A 15705-nucleotide genomic window follows, 5' to 3' on the forward strand; every position below is an offset into this window, starting at 1 on the left:
CTCAAGCCGCTTCACCGATAAGGTGCTGCAGCTTGAGCTTTTCTGTTAAATATCTATTCTGGTTTTACGAGCTTTTCCTTTGCAGTATCGACGAGGAAGTCGAACAACTCGTCATCCTCTTCCAATAAATCCTCCAACGCCAGCAATTCTTCTTCCTTGCCTGATTCATGCAAGAAAAACAATCCATAGCCCCACTCTTTTCCCTTCTTGCTATGTAAGGCTATTTCGTACTCATTGACATGCCCTTCTACTCCAAAATGAACCTTGCCTACGTACCCGTCTTCCTTCGAATGTGTCATTGAAGCTTCTAGTACATTGATGTTAATCACTTATGCTCTTCCTTCCTATTCGGTCGTCACGGCGCGAGCTGATTAATTTGGTTTAACAGCTCGTTAATTTTGCTGATTGTATCCGGAATACCCGTTGAATCGAACATAGCTCTTCCCTGCTCTAAATTAGTGAGAGCTTGATCGAGTCCCTTTTGAAGCGTTGCGTTGTATTCGGTAATGGATTGGTGAAGATCCTTGGCGTAGTCCGGCACTTGAAGACCTTCATAATTGATTACCTGCTCTTTAAGCGCGAGAAGCCTTTCCTTTAAATCGGTTCTAGCATCCAAGTCTGTTACCGCCTGCTCCGCAAGTCCATTCATATCTTGTCCGAAGTCTGTTAACGATTGTAAGTAATCCGTCGTTTCCGTTGCAAAATTTAAAGTTTGGCCTGCTTCTTCAATAATACCACAGCCGGCTGTTAGAAGCATTACAGAGAGCAACAATGCCGTTACGCTACGTTTAATCATCCAATCCCTCCTCGTTTTCTCATCACGTTACCGTGACGAACGCCTATCTGTTTTTACGCATACATTACAATACGTTATCAGCTCTTGCTGGTTTCGTGTATGTCACAAGGAGATGATCGGGATGGAAATTCAATTATCGGCGCTTCACTGGGTTTATTTAGGCTTTATAATCGCCATCATTGGATTTATGCTGATGCGCCGCGATACTACGCTTATCTGTATTGCGGGGATTTTAGGAATCGGCATACTTGCAACCACTTCGGCAAGCGGTTCTGTAAGCGGTATTTTTAACAGCTTTATTTATGCAATAAAAGAATTGCTGGGAACTATATTAATCATTTCTATCATCGTCGCTATGAGCCGTATACTCATCCGAACCGGAATAAACGAAATTATGATTTCTCCATTCACCCGTTTTCTGCGAACGCCTGCGCTCGCCTTCTGGGGAATCGGATTAATCATGATGGTAACATCGTGGTTTTTCTGGCCCTCTCCAGCGGTAGCCCTTATCGGAGCCGTGCTGCTTCCGGTTGCGATCAGGGTTGGTCTGCCGGCACTTGGAGCAGCAGTTGCCATGAACCTCTTCGGGCACGGCATCGCCTTGTCGGGTGATTATATCATTCAAGGTGCGCCTAAGTTAACAGCGGATGCCGCTGGAATACCTGTCAGCTCAGTCATGCAGGCCAGCATTCCGCTAGTCATCGTAATGGGCGCGGTAACGACAGTCGTCGCCTACTGGATGATGCGCCGCGATCAGAAATTAGGCACTTGGCGTGACGGACTTATCGTAACAACGAAAGATACGGCACAGGATACAAACCCGTTCGCATTTGCCGATCGCTATTTATTATCTTTAAGAACGAAGCGTCTGCTTGCCGCGATCATTCCTGTTCTATTTGCGCTCGATGTCGTTGCCATGTTCGTGCTTAATCTTCAAGGCGGAGATGCAACTGCACTCATCGGCGGAACTGCAATTCTCATTATGCTTCTTATTACGATGCTGACGCACAAAGGAAAGGGCTTTGAGAAAACGACCAGCTATTTGATTGAAGGCTTCTTGTTTGGCTTCAAAGTTTTTGGTCCCGTCATTCCGATTGCGGCTTTCTTCTATTTGGGCGACTCCGGATTCCTGGCGATGTTCGGTGAAAAACTGCCCGAAGCGTCACATGGAATCGTCAACGATCTAGGCATCGCGCTGGCGCATGTCGTTCCGGTAAATGGTGTCGTTGGCTCAATCACTTTAACGATTGTTGGGGCAGTTACCGGTCTTGATGGATCAGGCTTCTCCGGCATTTCACTGGCAGGTTCTATCGCCCAGCTGTTTGGCCATGCGATCGGATCAGGTATTGCCACATTAACTGCCCTTGGGCAAGTTGCCGCCATATGGGTTGGCGGCGGTACGATTATTCCTTGGGCGCTTATTCCTGCAGCAGCCATTTGCGGAGTAGATCCGTTCGAGCTCGCGCGCCGCAATTTGAAGCCTGTGCTTATTGGCCTTGTCGTTACGACCATTGTCGCTATGTTTTTGATTTAGACTGATTATGCTTCCTGTAAAGAAAAAATGCAAGTACGATAGCGGCAACTGCTCCTATTGGTAAATAGAGACTGCGCGTAAAGTCGCTTTTCTGCTTATAGGCTAATCCGGACTGAGGCGGCAACGAACCGCTGCCCAGCAATGCCATTTGCTCATTCGCTTCGCTCGTTAGAATCGTTCCACTGCATAAGCTGACTTCAAGCGAATTTCCCGTTGCAGCCGCATAGACCAAATAACGCTCACCTACATGAAATTCATAACCGCAGGAAGCGCCGCTTCCATTCGTCACCACCTCGATGGATGGCGCTACATGCCCTTTCCATACTTCGTTTACTTGAAAGTTTGCTTTCACTGCCTTTACAGGCGCGCCAAACAAAGATAAGGAGGACGACTTTACGGAGGTAGCAGTTCCTTCAAATACGGCGTCGCTTCTGCTTTTGTTTTCTTGAACCGTACCTGATTCTGCGCAAGAGCATGCCACTGCTTCCCTCGGGAAGAAGAGCAAACTTCCGGTAAATACGATCGCTGCCAACCAAATACTAATCCAACGCTTATTGTTTATCATAAATCGTTCCCCGACCTTTTCTCTATAATAGACAAATAGACCTTGAAGTTAAGACGGAGTCATATGGGAAAATGTTGCAACGATGGAAACACATGAAGGGCTGATTCTACAACAGCATGAGCTGCTGCAGAATCAGCCCTTCATTGGCTAGTCAGTTAGCGTTTCTTTACACTCTTCGACTACTCAGCCTATGCTAACCCTAGATGTTGAAAAAATATTGGAACAAGCGGTCGCTGAATTCGTAGAACTATTGTGGTCAGGCCTAGAGCCGCACCCGATTTCATTTCAGATGGAGGTAATTAAATGTTTAAATCCGCAATAGGCCGGCTGCGTCTCGTCGGATTCTATGAAGGAATATCCTTTCTTGTGCTGCTGTTAATCGCGATGCCACTCAAATATTGGGCCGGTATCCCGCAGGCTGTAACTTTTGTAGGCGGACTGCACGGGCTATTATTCGTTCTTTATATGCTTGCCGTTCTTCATGTATGGATTGCTCATCGGTGGTCAATCTTTAAAGTAGCAGCCGCCTTTATTGCAGCCTTCCTCCCTTTCGGCACCTTTGTTCTCGATAAGAAGCTGCTTCGTGATCGAGCCTAAGCATCATACTCTTTGAAACAGACAAAAGACCAGGGCGTTCCGCCCTGGTCTTTTTGTGCATACCTTGTTACAGCTAATTAGTTATGAAATTCCTGTCCGTCATGAACTGCTTTAACATAACCTGCACGGATAACGAAATCTCCGAAATGCTCACCTGTCTGCCGTTCTTTCGCATACTGGTGAATAATCGGCTTGAGCGTATCCAAAATTTCTGTTTCATCGATATTTTCACGATACAGCTTATTCAATCTTTCTCCGGCAAAACCTGCACCCATGTACATGTTATATTTGCCGACTGCCTTACCAATAAACGAGATTTCACCGAGTGCCGGTCTAGCGCAGCCGTTAGGGCAACCGGTCATACGGATGTTAATCTCTTGATCGCGAAGACCCGCTTCATTAATAATCGGCTCCAGCTTGTCGATCAAAGTTGGCAGGTAACGCTCTGCTTCTGCCATTGCGAGTCCGCAAGTCGGCAAAGATACGCAGGATATAGAGCTTCTGCGTAGAGCAGAAAGATGAGCCCCATCAGTAAGTCCGTACTGCTCAGCCAATTCGGTAATTTTGCGTTTCTTCTGACTGGTTACATTACCGATGATTAGATTCTGATTCGGCGTAATCCGGAAGTCCCCAGTATGAACTTTAGCGATTTCCCGAAGTCCGGTCATCAGAGGCAGGCTTTCCGTGTCTTCAATACGGCCGCTTTGAATATACAACGTCAAATTCCATTTGCCGTTGCTGCCCTTCAACCAGCCATAGCGGTCACCGTTGTTTTCAAACTGATACGGGCGAACTGCTTCAAGCTGATATCCCATTCTGTTTTGAAGCTCGGTTTTGAACCACTCAATGCCGTGACGGTCAATCGTATACTTAAACCGCGCATTTTTACGGATAGAACGATTGCCGTAATCGCGCTGGATCATAACGGTCTTCTCAGCCAAATCGACAATGCGCTCTGGCGGGCAGAAGCCGATCACTTTGCCAAGCTGCGGATAAGTAGCTGAATCGCCATGCGTCATGCCCATACCGCCGCCAACTGAAATATTAAAGCCTTTCAGCTTGCCCTCTTCCACAACCGCAATGTATCCGATATCCTGCGAGAAAACATCTACATCGTTATGAGGTGGGATCGCAAAACCGATTTTGAACTTACGCGGCAAATAAACGGGTCCATAAATAGGTTCAACTTCTCCGTCCTGCTTGCCGTCAACCACTTTCTCGCCATCCAGCCAAATTTCGTGATAAGCCGGTGTACGCGGAGCCAGATGATCATTGACCTGACGTGCCCAGTAGCTTACCTCTTCATGAGCTTCGGATTGGAAAGGATTAGGACTGCACATTACATTACGGTTTACGTCGCCGCATGCCGCCAATGTAGTCATCAGCCCTTCATTGATTTTTTGAATGGTCGGCTTCAAATTCCACTTTAAAATACCATGGAGCTGGAACGTTTGACGAGTCGTCAAACGAAGCGTTCCATTGCCGTACTTATGCGCCAGACTATCCATAGCCAGCCATTGCTCCGAGCTCGCTACACCGCTTGGCAGCACCACCCGAATCATGAACTGGTAAGCAGGCTCCAGCTTTTGACGTTCGCGCTCGTTGCGCAAATCTCTGTCATCCTGCATATAACTCCCATGAAATTTCATCAGCCGATTGTCATCCTCCGGCAAGCCGCCAGTAATCGGATTTCTCAAGGTATCGACTAGCGCGCCGCGCAGGTAGTTGCTCTCGATCTTAATATGCTCAACCTCGCTTGGCGGCCCACCGATAGGTTTAACCAATTGCTCTTTCGCCATTTGTTGCTGTCTCCTCTCGCAATCTTTCGCTTACTCTTGCTGCTGTACAATTGTTTCTTAATATACGTCGCGCTGGTAACGCTGCTGCTGCTGCAAATCGTCCAAATAAGCTGCGGCTTCTTCTGGGCTCTTGCCGCCTTCCTGCTGGATAACGGTAATCAGCGCCGCATGCACATCATGCGCCATGTGCTTCTCATCGCCGCAAATATAAACATAAGCGCCTTCCTGCAGCCATTCGTATAGCTCGCGGCTTCTCTCCAGTAGACGATGCTGTACATACACTTTTTCTTCCGTATCGCGTGAGAACGCAACATCCAGTTTCGTCAGCACGCCGTCCTTAAGCATTCTCTGCCAATCGGTTTGATACAAGAAATCTGTAACGAAGTGACGATCGCCATAGAATAGCCATGATTTTCCTTCTGCCCCAAGTTCCTCTCTCTCCTCAAGGAATGCTCTAAACGGAGCGACTCCCGTACCCGGTCCAACCATGATGATCGGTGTATCCGGATTTGCAGGAAGCTTGAAGTTAGGATTTTGCTGGATATAGATAGGCAAGCTGTCACCCGGCTGCACCCGCTCTGCGCAATGAATCGAGCAAACGCCGTAGCGGTCGCGTCCATGAGCTTCATAGCGAACAGCTCTGATCGTCAGGTGAACTTCATCATTATTTGCTTTGAAACTGCTCGCAATCGAATACAGGCGTGCAGGCAGTTTTCTCAAAATGGCTACAAAGCTGCTTGGCGTTGCTTGCCAAGGCGAGAAGTCTTGAACCAAGTCGAGAAGATCCCGGCCATTCACATAGTTCTTAAGCTCCTGCTCTTGTCCTGGCGCTAATAGTTCCTGCAAAGCGGTATTTGCAGTAAGCTCAGCTGCTTGTGTAAGCAACGGCTTCGTCAATGCAGTTATTTCATAATGCTTTAGAAGCGCTTCGCGCAAAGAGCCCTGATCGCCGTTTTTGTTGATGGGAACGATCTCTTCAGGATTCCAGTTCATTTCCTTAATAACCGCATCTACAAGATCAGGATGATTTTCCGGGTAAATTCCAAGACTATCGCCTGGTTCGTATTGCAAATTGGAGCCTTCAAGGGACAGCTCCAAATGGCGGGTTTCCCGATCTGAACCGCGACCGTTCAAGTTCAGATTCGCAAGCACCTCGGCCTTAAAAGGATTGGTTCGCGAATAAGCCGATTCCTCTGTCGCTGTACCGCTGTTCGTTGCGCTGGCCGCAACTGCCGCACCCGATGAAGCATTCAAGCGTTCGTTTAAAGCGTTTAAAACCTGACCAGACCAGCCGGCAACAAGTTCATCATAATCAAGGTCGCAATCGACGCGCGGACTTAGGCGCTGACCGCCAAGTTCCTCAAGACGCTTGTCGAAATCTTTGCCCGTTTGGCAGAAAAACTCGTAAGAGGTATCTCCCAGTGCAAGCACGGAGAAATGCAGACCGTCTAATTGAGGCGCTCTCTTACTGTAGATGAATTCATAGAAAGCCCGTGCATTATCCGGCGGCTCTCCTTCGCCGTGAGTGCTGACAACCAAAAGAAGATTTTCAACCTTCTTTAAGCCATTCGGCTTAAATTTGTTCATGGCGGAGAGCGTCACTTGAAACCCTTGCTCTTCCAGCTTGCGCGATACGCTTGTAGCGATCCTCTGACTATTGCCGGTTTGGGAACCAAATAGGACAGTAACCTCGCGGGATACCACAGGCTGATTAGCTATGGAGATAATCTCCGCTGCGCCGGCAGGCTCGGTGATAGCTTGCAGACCCGCAACTGCCGTTGATGTCTGACGAGCGAACAAATAGCCTGTAAGCCATATTTGCTGCGACTCGGTTAGGGATGGCAGAAGGCGATTAAGAAGCTCGACTTGCTCTTGACTAAAAGGACTGTTCGTTACCTGAAGTTGCAACAATATCCACCTCTCATAAACATAAAATCAACTTTTTATTTTAAAAGTCAGATAAAAAAATTGTAATTCATCACTACATAACCTAACATAATCAGACAAAACGTTCAACGCTGATTTGTCACGCAAAATCAACCATTTTTATGTAAAAGCAATTAAACCTACTGCAAAATAAAGAAATCAGGGCATATAGCCCTGATTTTTGCAATTTTATTAGAAAAAATGATCGTTTGGATATAAAAAAATGATAGCTGGATAACCCGTAATTTTGACTTATAAGATAATAAAATAAAAAAGTGCGGCAAGCGCAAACCGGTAATAAGCAAACCAGGAAAGCTTAATTTTTTTCATCATGTTTATGAAGGTGACGACAGCAATCATCCCGACGATGAAGGCTGCAATGAGGCCGATCAGGAATAATGGCAGATCAGCCAGCGTGAGAAATTCCCGGCTCTTGAGAAGGTCAATCCCGCTCGCTCCGGCCATGATCGGTACGGATACGATAAATGTAAATTCCGCCGCCGCCTTCTGGCTTGTGCCAAACAGCATGCCACCGGATATCGTCGAGCCTGATCTTGAGAAGCCCGGCCAGAGTGAGAGCACCTGGAAACAGCCTATTGCAAAGGCTTGCTTATACGAGATGTCGTCGAGCTCCTCGGCAGCAGGCTTCTTCTTCACCCGGTCGGCGATAATCATCAGAATCCCCCCGGCGATCAGGCCGATGAGCACGGTCTGCGGTCTAAACAAGTAATCTTTGATCAAAGAATGCAGCAGTACAGCGAAGACGCCGGCAGGAGCCATTGCGAGCAATATATGTAAGGCGTTTAATCCGGATCCTTTTCCAATCTTGAAATTAAGCAGCTTTGCAAATCGCTTCCGGTATAGAACCAGCACAGCCAGCACTGCTCCGAACTGAATGACCACCTCAAAGGTTTTCGCGCGGTCTCCGGTGAAATTCAGCAGCTCCGCCGTCAAAATTAAATGGCCGGTTGACGACACGGGCAAAAACTCGGTCAGCCCTTCTACAATGCCCATAATAATGGCATTAATTAAATCTCCCAACGCCCGATTCCCCCTCACAAAATAACGATTGAACGCTTACTTCGTACAAGCCTATGCATGTCCGTAGGTACCTATTTCATTTTCCAGCAAATCGGTTTGAATTTCAATTTTTCGTATCCGATTATCGTCGCGTTCGCGGATGATGAACGTCATTTTGCCAAACGTCCACGGTTCTCCAACCGGCAAATCCGGCTTCTGGTTAAAGAGCCATCCCCCTATCGAATCGACCTCATTGCTCTCGAGGTCAGTGCCGGCAGCTTCGTTCCAGTCGCTAATTAAAGCTTTGCCATTGACCAAATAACGCTGCTGCTCAATGAGTTCGATTTCCTTTACTTCATCCGCATCGAACTCATCACGAATTTCCCCGACGATCTCCTCGATAATGTCCTCTATCGTTATTAGACCCGCCGTACCGCCGTACTCGTCGAGCAGTATCGCAATGTGTACGCGCTCCTGCTGCATCTTTCGAAGCAGCTTATTGATCGGCATAACCTCAGGCACCGACATGACGCTCTGAAGAAGCATCGTGATGTCGGCATTACGGTCTGTGTCATAGCGCAGAAAAAATTGCTTCGTGTTAAGAATCCCGATAATGTTGTCCTTGCTTCCCTTGGCAACGGGAAACCGCGTATACTGCTCTTTCTTGATAACCGCCAAGTTCTCATCGCGTGAATGCTCCACAAATAAGCAGATCATGTCCGTTCTCGGCACCATAATTTCGCGCGCAAGCCGTTCATCGAAGGCAAAAATCCGGTTCACATAGCCGTATTCGCTTTTGTTGATTTTTCCGCTCTCATAGCTCTCCGACAATATAATGCGAATCTCTTCCTCTGAATGCGCCTCATGCTCGCTAGCCGGCTTAAACCCTAGAAGACGCACTAGACCGTTCGCGGAGCCGTTTAGCAGCCATATGAACGGATACATCACCTTATAAAATACGATTATAATCGGAGCTGTCCATTGACTGACTTCCTCCGCTTTGATAATGGCCAGCGTTTTTGGTGCGAGTTCGCCAAGCACGACATGCAAATACGTCACTATGAGAAAAGAGATGACGAAGGATAGCACAGTGCTAATATCGCCTTCCAAATGAAGCCGGTCGAATATCGGATGCAAAATGAGTTCAATCGTCGGCTCACCAAGCCAGCCGAGGCCAAGCGCGGTTATGGTTATCCCGAGCTGGCAAGCGGATAAATAACCGTCCAGCTTGCTCGTCACTTGTTCAACGGCTCTGGCGTTTTTCATGCCCTCCGCTACCATCTGATTGACGCGGCTTGCGCGAATTCGAATAATGGAGAATTCCGTTGCAACGAAAAAAGCGGTAAATACAAGCAATAACGCGAATAGTACGAGCTTTAAAACCATATCTGTCTCCCTTTTTGCAATGGAGATGCTTTTAGTAGCCTACCTCAACCGAAGCATTAACGATATAGATCAAATCGTTCTTGTCATCTTTATCCGGAAGAACTACACCGCTTGTCGTGAGCATGCCGCCTTCCATTATCTCTACAGTCACTTGACCGTATGGCAGCACCGCCTTCACCTGCTCAATATCAAGAAGCTCATGATCACAAGGAAGCGCAAGCCTTACCCGCACCTTCATGTTATCCAGCGTCCCGCCTGGCAGCACTGACCGCAGTCCCGGCATCGAATTGTGGTGTATGGCGTTTTGTACCGCACGCACCGATGCCTTCGTAATATTTTGACCGTGCAGATCGCATCCCATGCCTATTTCTATAAAAAATAAGTTGTCCACTTAAATATCCTCTCCCTTATTGTTGAATTCAATACATGCGTGATTGGTTACCAAGGTACATCATCATTATGACTTGGGTCCTCGCCTGCCGGTGTGTAACTGTATTCGGAATCAGCATCCTCAGGAGGCTTCCTGCTTCCAATACGAGGCATGACATCAACCAAATCAAGCGGCTGTACAAGCTCAACCGGCGACATGCCTTTTTCGAATTGAAAAGCGTCGCCTTCGATCACGACAACGTAACGGCCGTTATGCTTGGCGAAATGAATAGCGTCGCCGAAGTCGGCGAGCAGTCCTTTCACGGTTACGTCTCCGAGCTTAAACGAAAATGCCAAATCCGGCTTCTGCTCAACTAAAGCCGCCGCCGCAACCTCTACCTGCTCCGGCGTCCACCACTCCTGCAGATCGCGTTTTTCGCTCGCAGCCCATACCTCAACCGCATTTTCTTCCTCTCGGCGCTCGGTGCTCTCATCCTCCTGCCATTTGTCGGCGATATATTGATGCACCATTTCGACAACCTGCTCACCCATCACCTCGGGCAGAGGCTTCTCATAGGACACATATTTCAAAAAATCCTCGAAATATCGGGCATGAGACGCTTGATGGATCTTAAGCTCCCAATGCTCGAGCATCCCTTCCTCCGGCATATGCGGGTACTGAATCGACTTGATGCTGCGCGCGCTAATCGCCATCTCGACTTGCGAGACCAAACTTCGTTCATCGGAAACGCGGGCAATCTTCGGTTCAAAATCACATTTCAGCAAAAACAAAAATGGCTCGTCGAAATAGGTATTCAGCTTGGAGAGTGCAATAATAAATGCTCCGCCACGTACTGCGCTCGTATCCATGTAGATCCGAACGAGCTCATCCGCGATTCCGATAAAGCGATCCTTCGAATCTGCCTCGCGAAGCCTTTGAAATAAATTGTAGTTTTGATTGCTTCCCAGCTCATAGCCGGGCTCGACCATAAAACGTCCGATTTTCGTTGGAGCGCTTGCGGAATTCGGATTTCGCTCTACCTTTCTTTTGACGATCCGCTTAAACTCGTCATCCAAAAACTTTTGAATTTCGCTATCCTCATATGTATCCTCTTCAAGTGTCTGATAATGCTTAAACCGTTTGCCTGATGAGGCGGCACTCTCCTCTCCATCGGTATGAATTACGAAAAAGGATAAATATTGCATATTAAAATCCACGATTATATTTCCTCCAAGTTAGTGAATGTCATCACCTTAGAATAGCATATCCCGACTCTTTGCGACATCAGACGAGAGAACCTCGCACGGAATACAGCGGTGAACGACAATAGAGGGGCAATATGTCGAAACGGGACTGGATATCTAATTTGCAGCGGGCCGCATGCACTGAAATACTGGAGGAATACGTGAAGGAGTGGGAAAGCAAAAAGCAGCCAAATAACCTCCGGTCAGACTGATTCGAGGCGGGCTGCTGCTGCAAGTTGTTATTATAAGCTTAATAGGGTGCGGCCTGATAACGGTATGCTGGCGTGCGTTCCGTGTCGTCAAAGCTGCGATGCCAAATGCCTGTCGTAGCAGGAGACAGCGGCGGAATGAGCCATGACCAGCGACCGGTCACCGTCCTGCCCTGATCCTGCTCTTGCTTCTCAAAGCGGAGGAACTGCTCAGCGGCAGTATGATGATCGACAATACTGACGCCGTGCTTCTTGAAGGAATGAAGCACAGCGATATTTAATTCTGTTAAGGCGCGATCCTTCCAAAGTGATGTATTTGTCGTCATATCGAGATGGAACAGCTTCGCGACGTTAGGCAATTGATTATAGCGTTCAGAATCTGACAGGTTCCGCGCACCTATTTCTGTTCCCATATACCAGCCGTTAAATGGAGCCGCCGCATAGGCAATGCCGCCGATCTCTAGCTCCATATCGGATACAAACGGCACGCCATACCATTGCAGCTCTAACTGCTCGAACTCTTTATTTTCAGGATGCGTTATAGCGACTTCAAGTACGGTTTCCTTAGGCAATGGATACCAATTCGGCGCTTGCCCGCCCTTCTGAATGACGAGGGGCAGTACGTCGAATCGCGTGCCCTCGCCCTTCCAGCCCAGCTTCTCGCATACTTCTGTGAAGGCTAGCGATGCCGAATCTCCAACAATCCTATCATCCTTGCGATAGCCGGCATAACGAACGAGCTGATGGTTCCATATTCGGATGCGGTTATTCGAATGATTAGCGGGAAAGATCGTAATCGCCGGCCGGATGCGTCCGTTATTCGTTGCATAGCTCATATGCCGGAAAATGCGCTTAGCGGCGTCAAGCTCACCCTTCACATCGCGCGCATCGAATACCTCAAGCAATTGCCAAAATAAACGGCCTATGCAGCGGTTATTGTTACGCCATGCCATTTGCGCGCCATGCTTCAGCTCTTCATACGTATGTGTATAGTAACCAGTCACCTCGATTTGCTGCAGGACCTCATCGATTCTGCGCTTTGCTTCCTCTTCGCTCTTCCCGAGTTCAAAATAAGCTTCGCCTAAAAAAGCAGCCGCTTGCCCGGCAATCCTTTTTCTCGTGATCGCCGTTATCATGATCCCGCCTCAATTTCCGCCAGCTTCAATAATACTCTGCGCTTTCGATATAACATCGCAGCCGCCTCCGCCACATCGTTCAGCATGCCGCGATTAATGATTGCACCGAACAGCATGCCTGCTACCGGAATCATTTGAAACAGCTTCTTCCAGCCAAAATTGTCCCGATATACGGCTACGACCTCGCGCCAGCCCTGCAGCTGTGACATCATTTGATTGCCGCGGCCCGCTTTGTCGTATGCGCTGAGCTCCTCCAAAATCGCTTTCTTCCCTATAATATCCGACGAGGCGAACTGCATGACCTTAACGGTAAATATGCGTTCCTCCTTGCTCTTCGGATCAAAGCCATAGCAGATCGCAATCTCCTGTATGATCTTTAACGATAAGCCGAGAACAGCCGGTATATCAACCGCTAAGGTGAATATCCCGCCGATGCCCGTTGTCGCGCCCTGCAGCGTAGCCACCGTCTTGCGGCTTGCTGCAAGCTGCTCAGCGCTTAAATTCATAACCGCCAGCGGCATTTCTGCCACCTGCTCTATTGAAGCCTCTTCCTTATCCAGCAGTTCGTTCACACTCTCCGGATCCGCATTCCGCTGCACGCGCTCGATGATCGAGCGCTCCGAGATGAGATACTTGCCGCCATTTTGAATATAGCTGCCAATCTCGTCAACGGCTTGTCCAAGCTTCTCTTGCACAAACTTCGGCGTTATTTTATCCAGCAGCATGAAAGGCAAGCGTCCAAGCTTCTCCCAGAACCATAAATCCTTCTGTTCACGCTCCCACGCTTCAATCTCGCGCAAGGCTGCTTGCAGATGTTCTTGCGTATCGATGACAGGCTGCACCACTTGCATCACTCTCCTTCTTTCGCATCTATTACGCTTGAGTTCAGCATTCGGATTCGATGTTCACGTTATTGACCCATTTTGCTGCCCGTATACAGCAGCAGTCCATGCCATCCAAGCGGAAACGCAGCAATGACCGCCGCGGTAACCGCGGCGGTCCAGGAGAAAAAAATATATAAACAATATTAGGCTTCACCTGTCAGCAGCGATGTAAGATTTCCGCGGTAAAACAGCTTTAGCTTGTGCAGGGCACGCGTACAGCCGACATACAGCAGCTTGGCGTCAAGAGGCGTGTACGCTCCATCGCCCGCATCTGCAACCAAAACCGCATCGAACTCCAGTCCCTTTGATAAATAAACAGGGACGACCGATAAGCCGCCTCCATAAGCAGGCTGCTTGCTTTGCACCAGCGATGCTTCCATTCCTCTATCAAGCAAGTGCCGGTGTATTGCTTCGCATTCATGAGCGGTACGTCCAATGACGGATATCGTTTCATATTCGTCCTTCGCTTGCCATTCACGAACGGATGATTCGATTGCGGCAAGCCATTTCTCGCTCGCAACAGGTTCCGCAAGTACGGCATCGCCGCTGCGGAAGACCGGGACAGCAGGCTTGACGCCGCCTGTCATGCTTCCTAATATTTTGTTCGCGAATTCGATAATTTCCATCGTCGAGCGGTAGCTGCGATTAAGCTCATAGAAGTCAATCTGCTCTTCATCGAACAAAGCCGTAAGCTCCGTCCAGCTTTGCACCCCCGCATAAGCGTGTATCCCTTGCTGCAAATCGCCAAGCACGGTCATCGATGCTGTTCTTTGACAGAGGCGCAGCACTTCAAGTTGGAATGGAGAATAATCCTGCGCTTCGTCAATTACGATATGATCGAAGGCCTGCTTCGGCAAGCCGAACAGCTGGAGCTGAATATAGGCAAGCGGCGCCAAATCCTCAGCGGCTGCCGTCCCTTTTTTCATCCGCTCAGCAGTAGCTGCTGCCACCCGCTTAGGAATGCCGGAAGCGAGCTGCTTCCCGCTGAACAATGACGCATAGAGCTGAACGGACGTATAGGCCGGGATTTTTTTGGTATAGCTATTAAACTTGGTAAGTGCCTTCGCCCGAACCTTCTTATCGGCGATGCCTTTCATCTTCAGCTCGGACTCGAACCAGCGGCGAATACGGCTGACCAATCTGTCCCGTTTCTTCATGAGCGTTTCTTCGCCATAGTCGGTGTCATACCATTCACGCATTTGCTCCTGCGACAGTACGAGCCCATCGATTGGCACAAAAGGCGTCGTCGGCACGATCCGCTGCTCGAAGTCGGCAATTCGTTCATCGACGATCGCTTTAAAGGCAAGATTCCCTTTAAAGCGGCCCGATGCATGCTCGATCTCTTCAGCTGTCCGGCGCTCCTCGAACCAATAGGCCATCGAATCGGAAGGATCGCTGACGGCAATCGTATTCTCAAGCAGCTCGAGAGTCCAATCGCTGAACGTCGTCTGCTGGATATCGCCCACGCCAAGCTCCGGCAGTACGCCGGATATGTAGTCGAGAAACATGCGGTTCGGGGCGAAAATAATCATGCGCTCCGCCCGCATCCGATCGGCGTATTGATAGAGCAGGAAGGCAAGACGATGGAGCGCTACGGTTGTTTTACCGCTCCCTGCTACTCCTTGAATAAACAAGGCTTTGTTGCGATCCGCACGTATAATCCGGTCCTGCTCGCCTTGAATCGTCGAGACGATATCGCGCAGCTTATTATCCTTATTCTCGCCGAGGCGATATAAAAGAAATTCGTCAGTGACCGAGCCCTCCTCCTGGCCGCGCACATAGCTGTCGACCAAACGGATAAGTTCTCCCTGACGAATCATGAAATTCCGTTTCAAATGAACGTAGCCTTCGATTTCCCCGTCAGGCGATTCGAAGGAGGCAGGCGCTTCGCCTCCCGTGAAAGAATAGAATACGCTTGCTGCCGGCGCGCGCCAATCGATCACAAGCAGCTCATTGCTGCCCTGCTTTGCAACACCCGCTTTACCGATATATAATGGCTTCTGCTCGCCCGCCGGCAGCTCTTGAAAGTCAATCCGGCCAAAATAAGGCTCGCGCTTCGAGATTTCAAGTCTTAGTCTCCGTTCCTCTTGCTGCAAATCGAGCATTTGCTCCGTGAAATCGTCGCCTTTGTAGCGCGGACCGATGGCTTGCAGCTGAGTCATAATGTCACGGAGCGATTCCGTTAACCGTTCTTGCTCTTCTTGATAGGCACTTTGAACTGTCATGTCAGTTACCTCCT

At 48.9% G+C, this 15705-nt stretch carries 14 protein-coding genes; 2 read left to right on the top strand and 12 right to left on the bottom strand.

What is annotated here, in order from left to right:
* Positions 1 to 53: 53 nt before the first annotated feature.
* Both AC0YNZ_RS00450 and AC0YNZ_RS00455 read right to left on the bottom strand, forming a co-directional pair.
* Entirely contained in the window at positions 54 to 329 is a 276-nt protein-coding gene (locus AC0YNZ_RS00450) for a hypothetical protein (RefSeq protein ID WP_475824795.1), read from the bottom strand.
* A gap of 26 nt (positions 330 to 355) precedes the next feature.
* Positions 356 to 796 (bottom strand): DUF6376 family protein, encoded by a 441-nt coding sequence (locus AC0YNZ_RS00455; protein WP_475824796.1) that lies wholly within the window; start codon positions 794 to 796, stop codon positions 356 to 358.
* A 121-nt stretch (positions 797 to 917) separates the two neighbouring features.
* Here AC0YNZ_RS00455 and AC0YNZ_RS00460 point away from each other — a divergent pair, with 121 nt between their 5' ends.
* The gene (locus tag AC0YNZ_RS00460; protein ID WP_475824797.1) at positions 918 to 2330 is read left to right on the top strand and encodes a hypothetical protein; all 1413 of its coding nucleotides are present in this window, start codon (positions 918 to 920) and stop codon (positions 2328 to 2330) included.
* On the opposite strand, the gene AC0YNZ_RS00465 is transcribed toward AC0YNZ_RS00460, so the two are convergent.
* Positions 2314 to 2895, bottom strand: a complete 582-nt coding sequence (locus tag AC0YNZ_RS00465; RefSeq protein ID WP_475824798.1) for a hypothetical protein — start codon at positions 2893 to 2895, stop codon at positions 2314 to 2316. The genes AC0YNZ_RS00460 and AC0YNZ_RS00465 overlap by 17 nt on opposite strands.
* A 303-nt stretch (positions 2896 to 3198) precedes the next feature.
* Here AC0YNZ_RS00465 and AC0YNZ_RS00470 point away from each other — a divergent pair, with 303 nt between their 5' ends.
* Positions 3199 to 3492: a DUF3817 domain-containing protein gene (locus AC0YNZ_RS00470; protein ID WP_475824799.1), complete on the top strand. Its 294-nt coding sequence runs from the start codon at positions 3199 to 3201 to the stop codon at positions 3490 to 3492.
* A 77-nt stretch (positions 3493 to 3569) separates the two neighbouring features.
* Here AC0YNZ_RS00470 and cysI read toward each other — a convergent pair whose 3' ends face one another.
* From cysI to AC0YNZ_RS00515, 9 genes are all read right to left on the bottom strand, one after another.
* Complete coding sequence (gene cysI / locus AC0YNZ_RS00475; protein ID WP_475824800.1) at positions 3570 to 5291, bottom strand: assimilatory sulfite reductase (NADPH) hemoprotein subunit; 1722 nt, start codon at positions 5289 to 5291, stop codon at positions 3570 to 3572.
* A 57-nt stretch (positions 5292 to 5348) separates the two neighbouring features.
* Positions 5349 to 7199 (bottom strand): assimilatory sulfite reductase (NADPH) flavoprotein subunit, encoded by a 1851-nt coding sequence (locus AC0YNZ_RS00480; protein WP_475824801.1) that lies wholly within the window; start codon positions 7197 to 7199, stop codon positions 5349 to 5351.
* Between the two features lie 270 nt (positions 7200 to 7469).
* Positions 7470 to 8258, bottom strand: a complete 789-nt coding sequence (locus AC0YNZ_RS00485) for an undecaprenyl-diphosphate phosphatase (protein ID WP_110769460.1) — start codon at positions 8256 to 8258, stop codon at positions 7470 to 7472.
* Positions 8259 to 8309: 51 nt separating this feature from the next.
* Positions 8310 to 9623 carry a hemolysin family protein gene (locus AC0YNZ_RS00490; RefSeq protein WP_475824802.1) on the bottom strand — a complete coding sequence of 438 codons (1314 nt, stop codon included), beginning with the start codon at positions 9621 to 9623 and terminating at the stop codon, positions 8310 to 8312.
* Positions 9624 to 9654: 31 nt separating this feature from the next.
* Positions 9655 to 10014 carry a Lin0512 family protein gene (locus tag AC0YNZ_RS00495; protein WP_475824803.1) on the bottom strand — a complete coding sequence of 120 codons (360 nt, stop codon included), beginning with the start codon at positions 10012 to 10014 and terminating at the stop codon, positions 9655 to 9657.
* A gap of 47 nt (positions 10015 to 10061) precedes the next feature.
* The gene (locus AC0YNZ_RS00500) at positions 10062 to 11210 is read right to left on the bottom strand and encodes a DUF3900 domain-containing protein (RefSeq protein ID WP_475824804.1); all 1149 of its coding nucleotides are present in this window, start codon (positions 11208 to 11210) and stop codon (positions 10062 to 10064) included.
* 277 nt (positions 11211 to 11487) lie between these two features.
* The gene (locus AC0YNZ_RS00505; RefSeq protein WP_475824805.1) at positions 11488 to 12582 is read right to left on the bottom strand and encodes a nitric oxide synthase oxygenase; all 1095 of its coding nucleotides are present in this window, start codon (positions 12580 to 12582) and stop codon (positions 11488 to 11490) included.
* Complete coding sequence (locus AC0YNZ_RS00510; protein ID WP_475824806.1) at positions 12579 to 13433, bottom strand: EcsC family protein; 855 nt, start codon at positions 13431 to 13433, stop codon at positions 12579 to 12581. The genes AC0YNZ_RS00505 and AC0YNZ_RS00510 overlap by 4 nt, the downstream gene beginning before the upstream one ends.
* Positions 13434 to 13609: 176 nt before the next feature.
* Positions 13610 to 15691, bottom strand: a complete 2082-nt coding sequence (locus AC0YNZ_RS00515; RefSeq protein WP_475824807.1) for a HelD family protein — start codon at positions 15689 to 15691, stop codon at positions 13610 to 13612.
* Between the last annotated feature and the right edge of the window lie 14 nt (positions 15692 to 15705).

The sequence above is a fragment of the Paenibacillus sp. J2L1-98 genome (genome assembly GCF_056269405.1).

Bases quoted from the DNA above. Each gene is read 5' to 3' on its own strand.
- AC0YNZ_RS00455 (WP_475824796.1), bottom strand. From the start codon at position 796: ATGATTAAACGTAGCGTAACGGCATTGTTGCTCTCTGTAATGCTTCTA.
- AC0YNZ_RS00460 (WP_475824797.1), top strand. From the start codon at position 918: ATGGAAATTCAATTATCGGCGCTTCACTGGGTTTATTTAGGCTTTATA.
- AC0YNZ_RS00465 (WP_475824798.1), bottom strand. From the start codon at position 2,895: ATGATAAACAATAAGCGTTGGATTAGTATTTGGTTGGCAGCGATCGTA.
- AC0YNZ_RS00470 (WP_475824799.1), top strand. From the start codon at position 3,199: ATGTTTAAATCCGCAATAGGCCGGCTGCGTCTCGTCGGATTCTATGAA.
- cysI (WP_475824800.1), bottom strand. From the start codon at position 5,291: ATGGCGAAAGAGCAATTGGTTAAACCTATCGGTGGGCCGCCAAGCGAG.
- AC0YNZ_RS00490 (WP_475824802.1), bottom strand. From the start codon at position 9,623: ATGGTTTTAAAGCTCGTACTATTCGCGTTATTGCTTGTATTTACCGCT.
- AC0YNZ_RS00505 (WP_475824805.1), bottom strand. From the start codon at position 12,582: ATGATAACGGCGATCACGAGAAAAAGGATTGCCGGGCAAGCGGCTGCT.
- AC0YNZ_RS00510 (WP_475824806.1), bottom strand. From the start codon at position 13,433: ATGCAAGTGGTGCAGCCTGTCATCGATACGCAAGAACATCTGCAAGCA.
- AC0YNZ_RS00515 (WP_475824807.1), bottom strand. From the start codon at position 15,691: ATGACAGTTCAAAGTGCCTATCAAGAAGAGCAAGAACGGTTAACGGAA.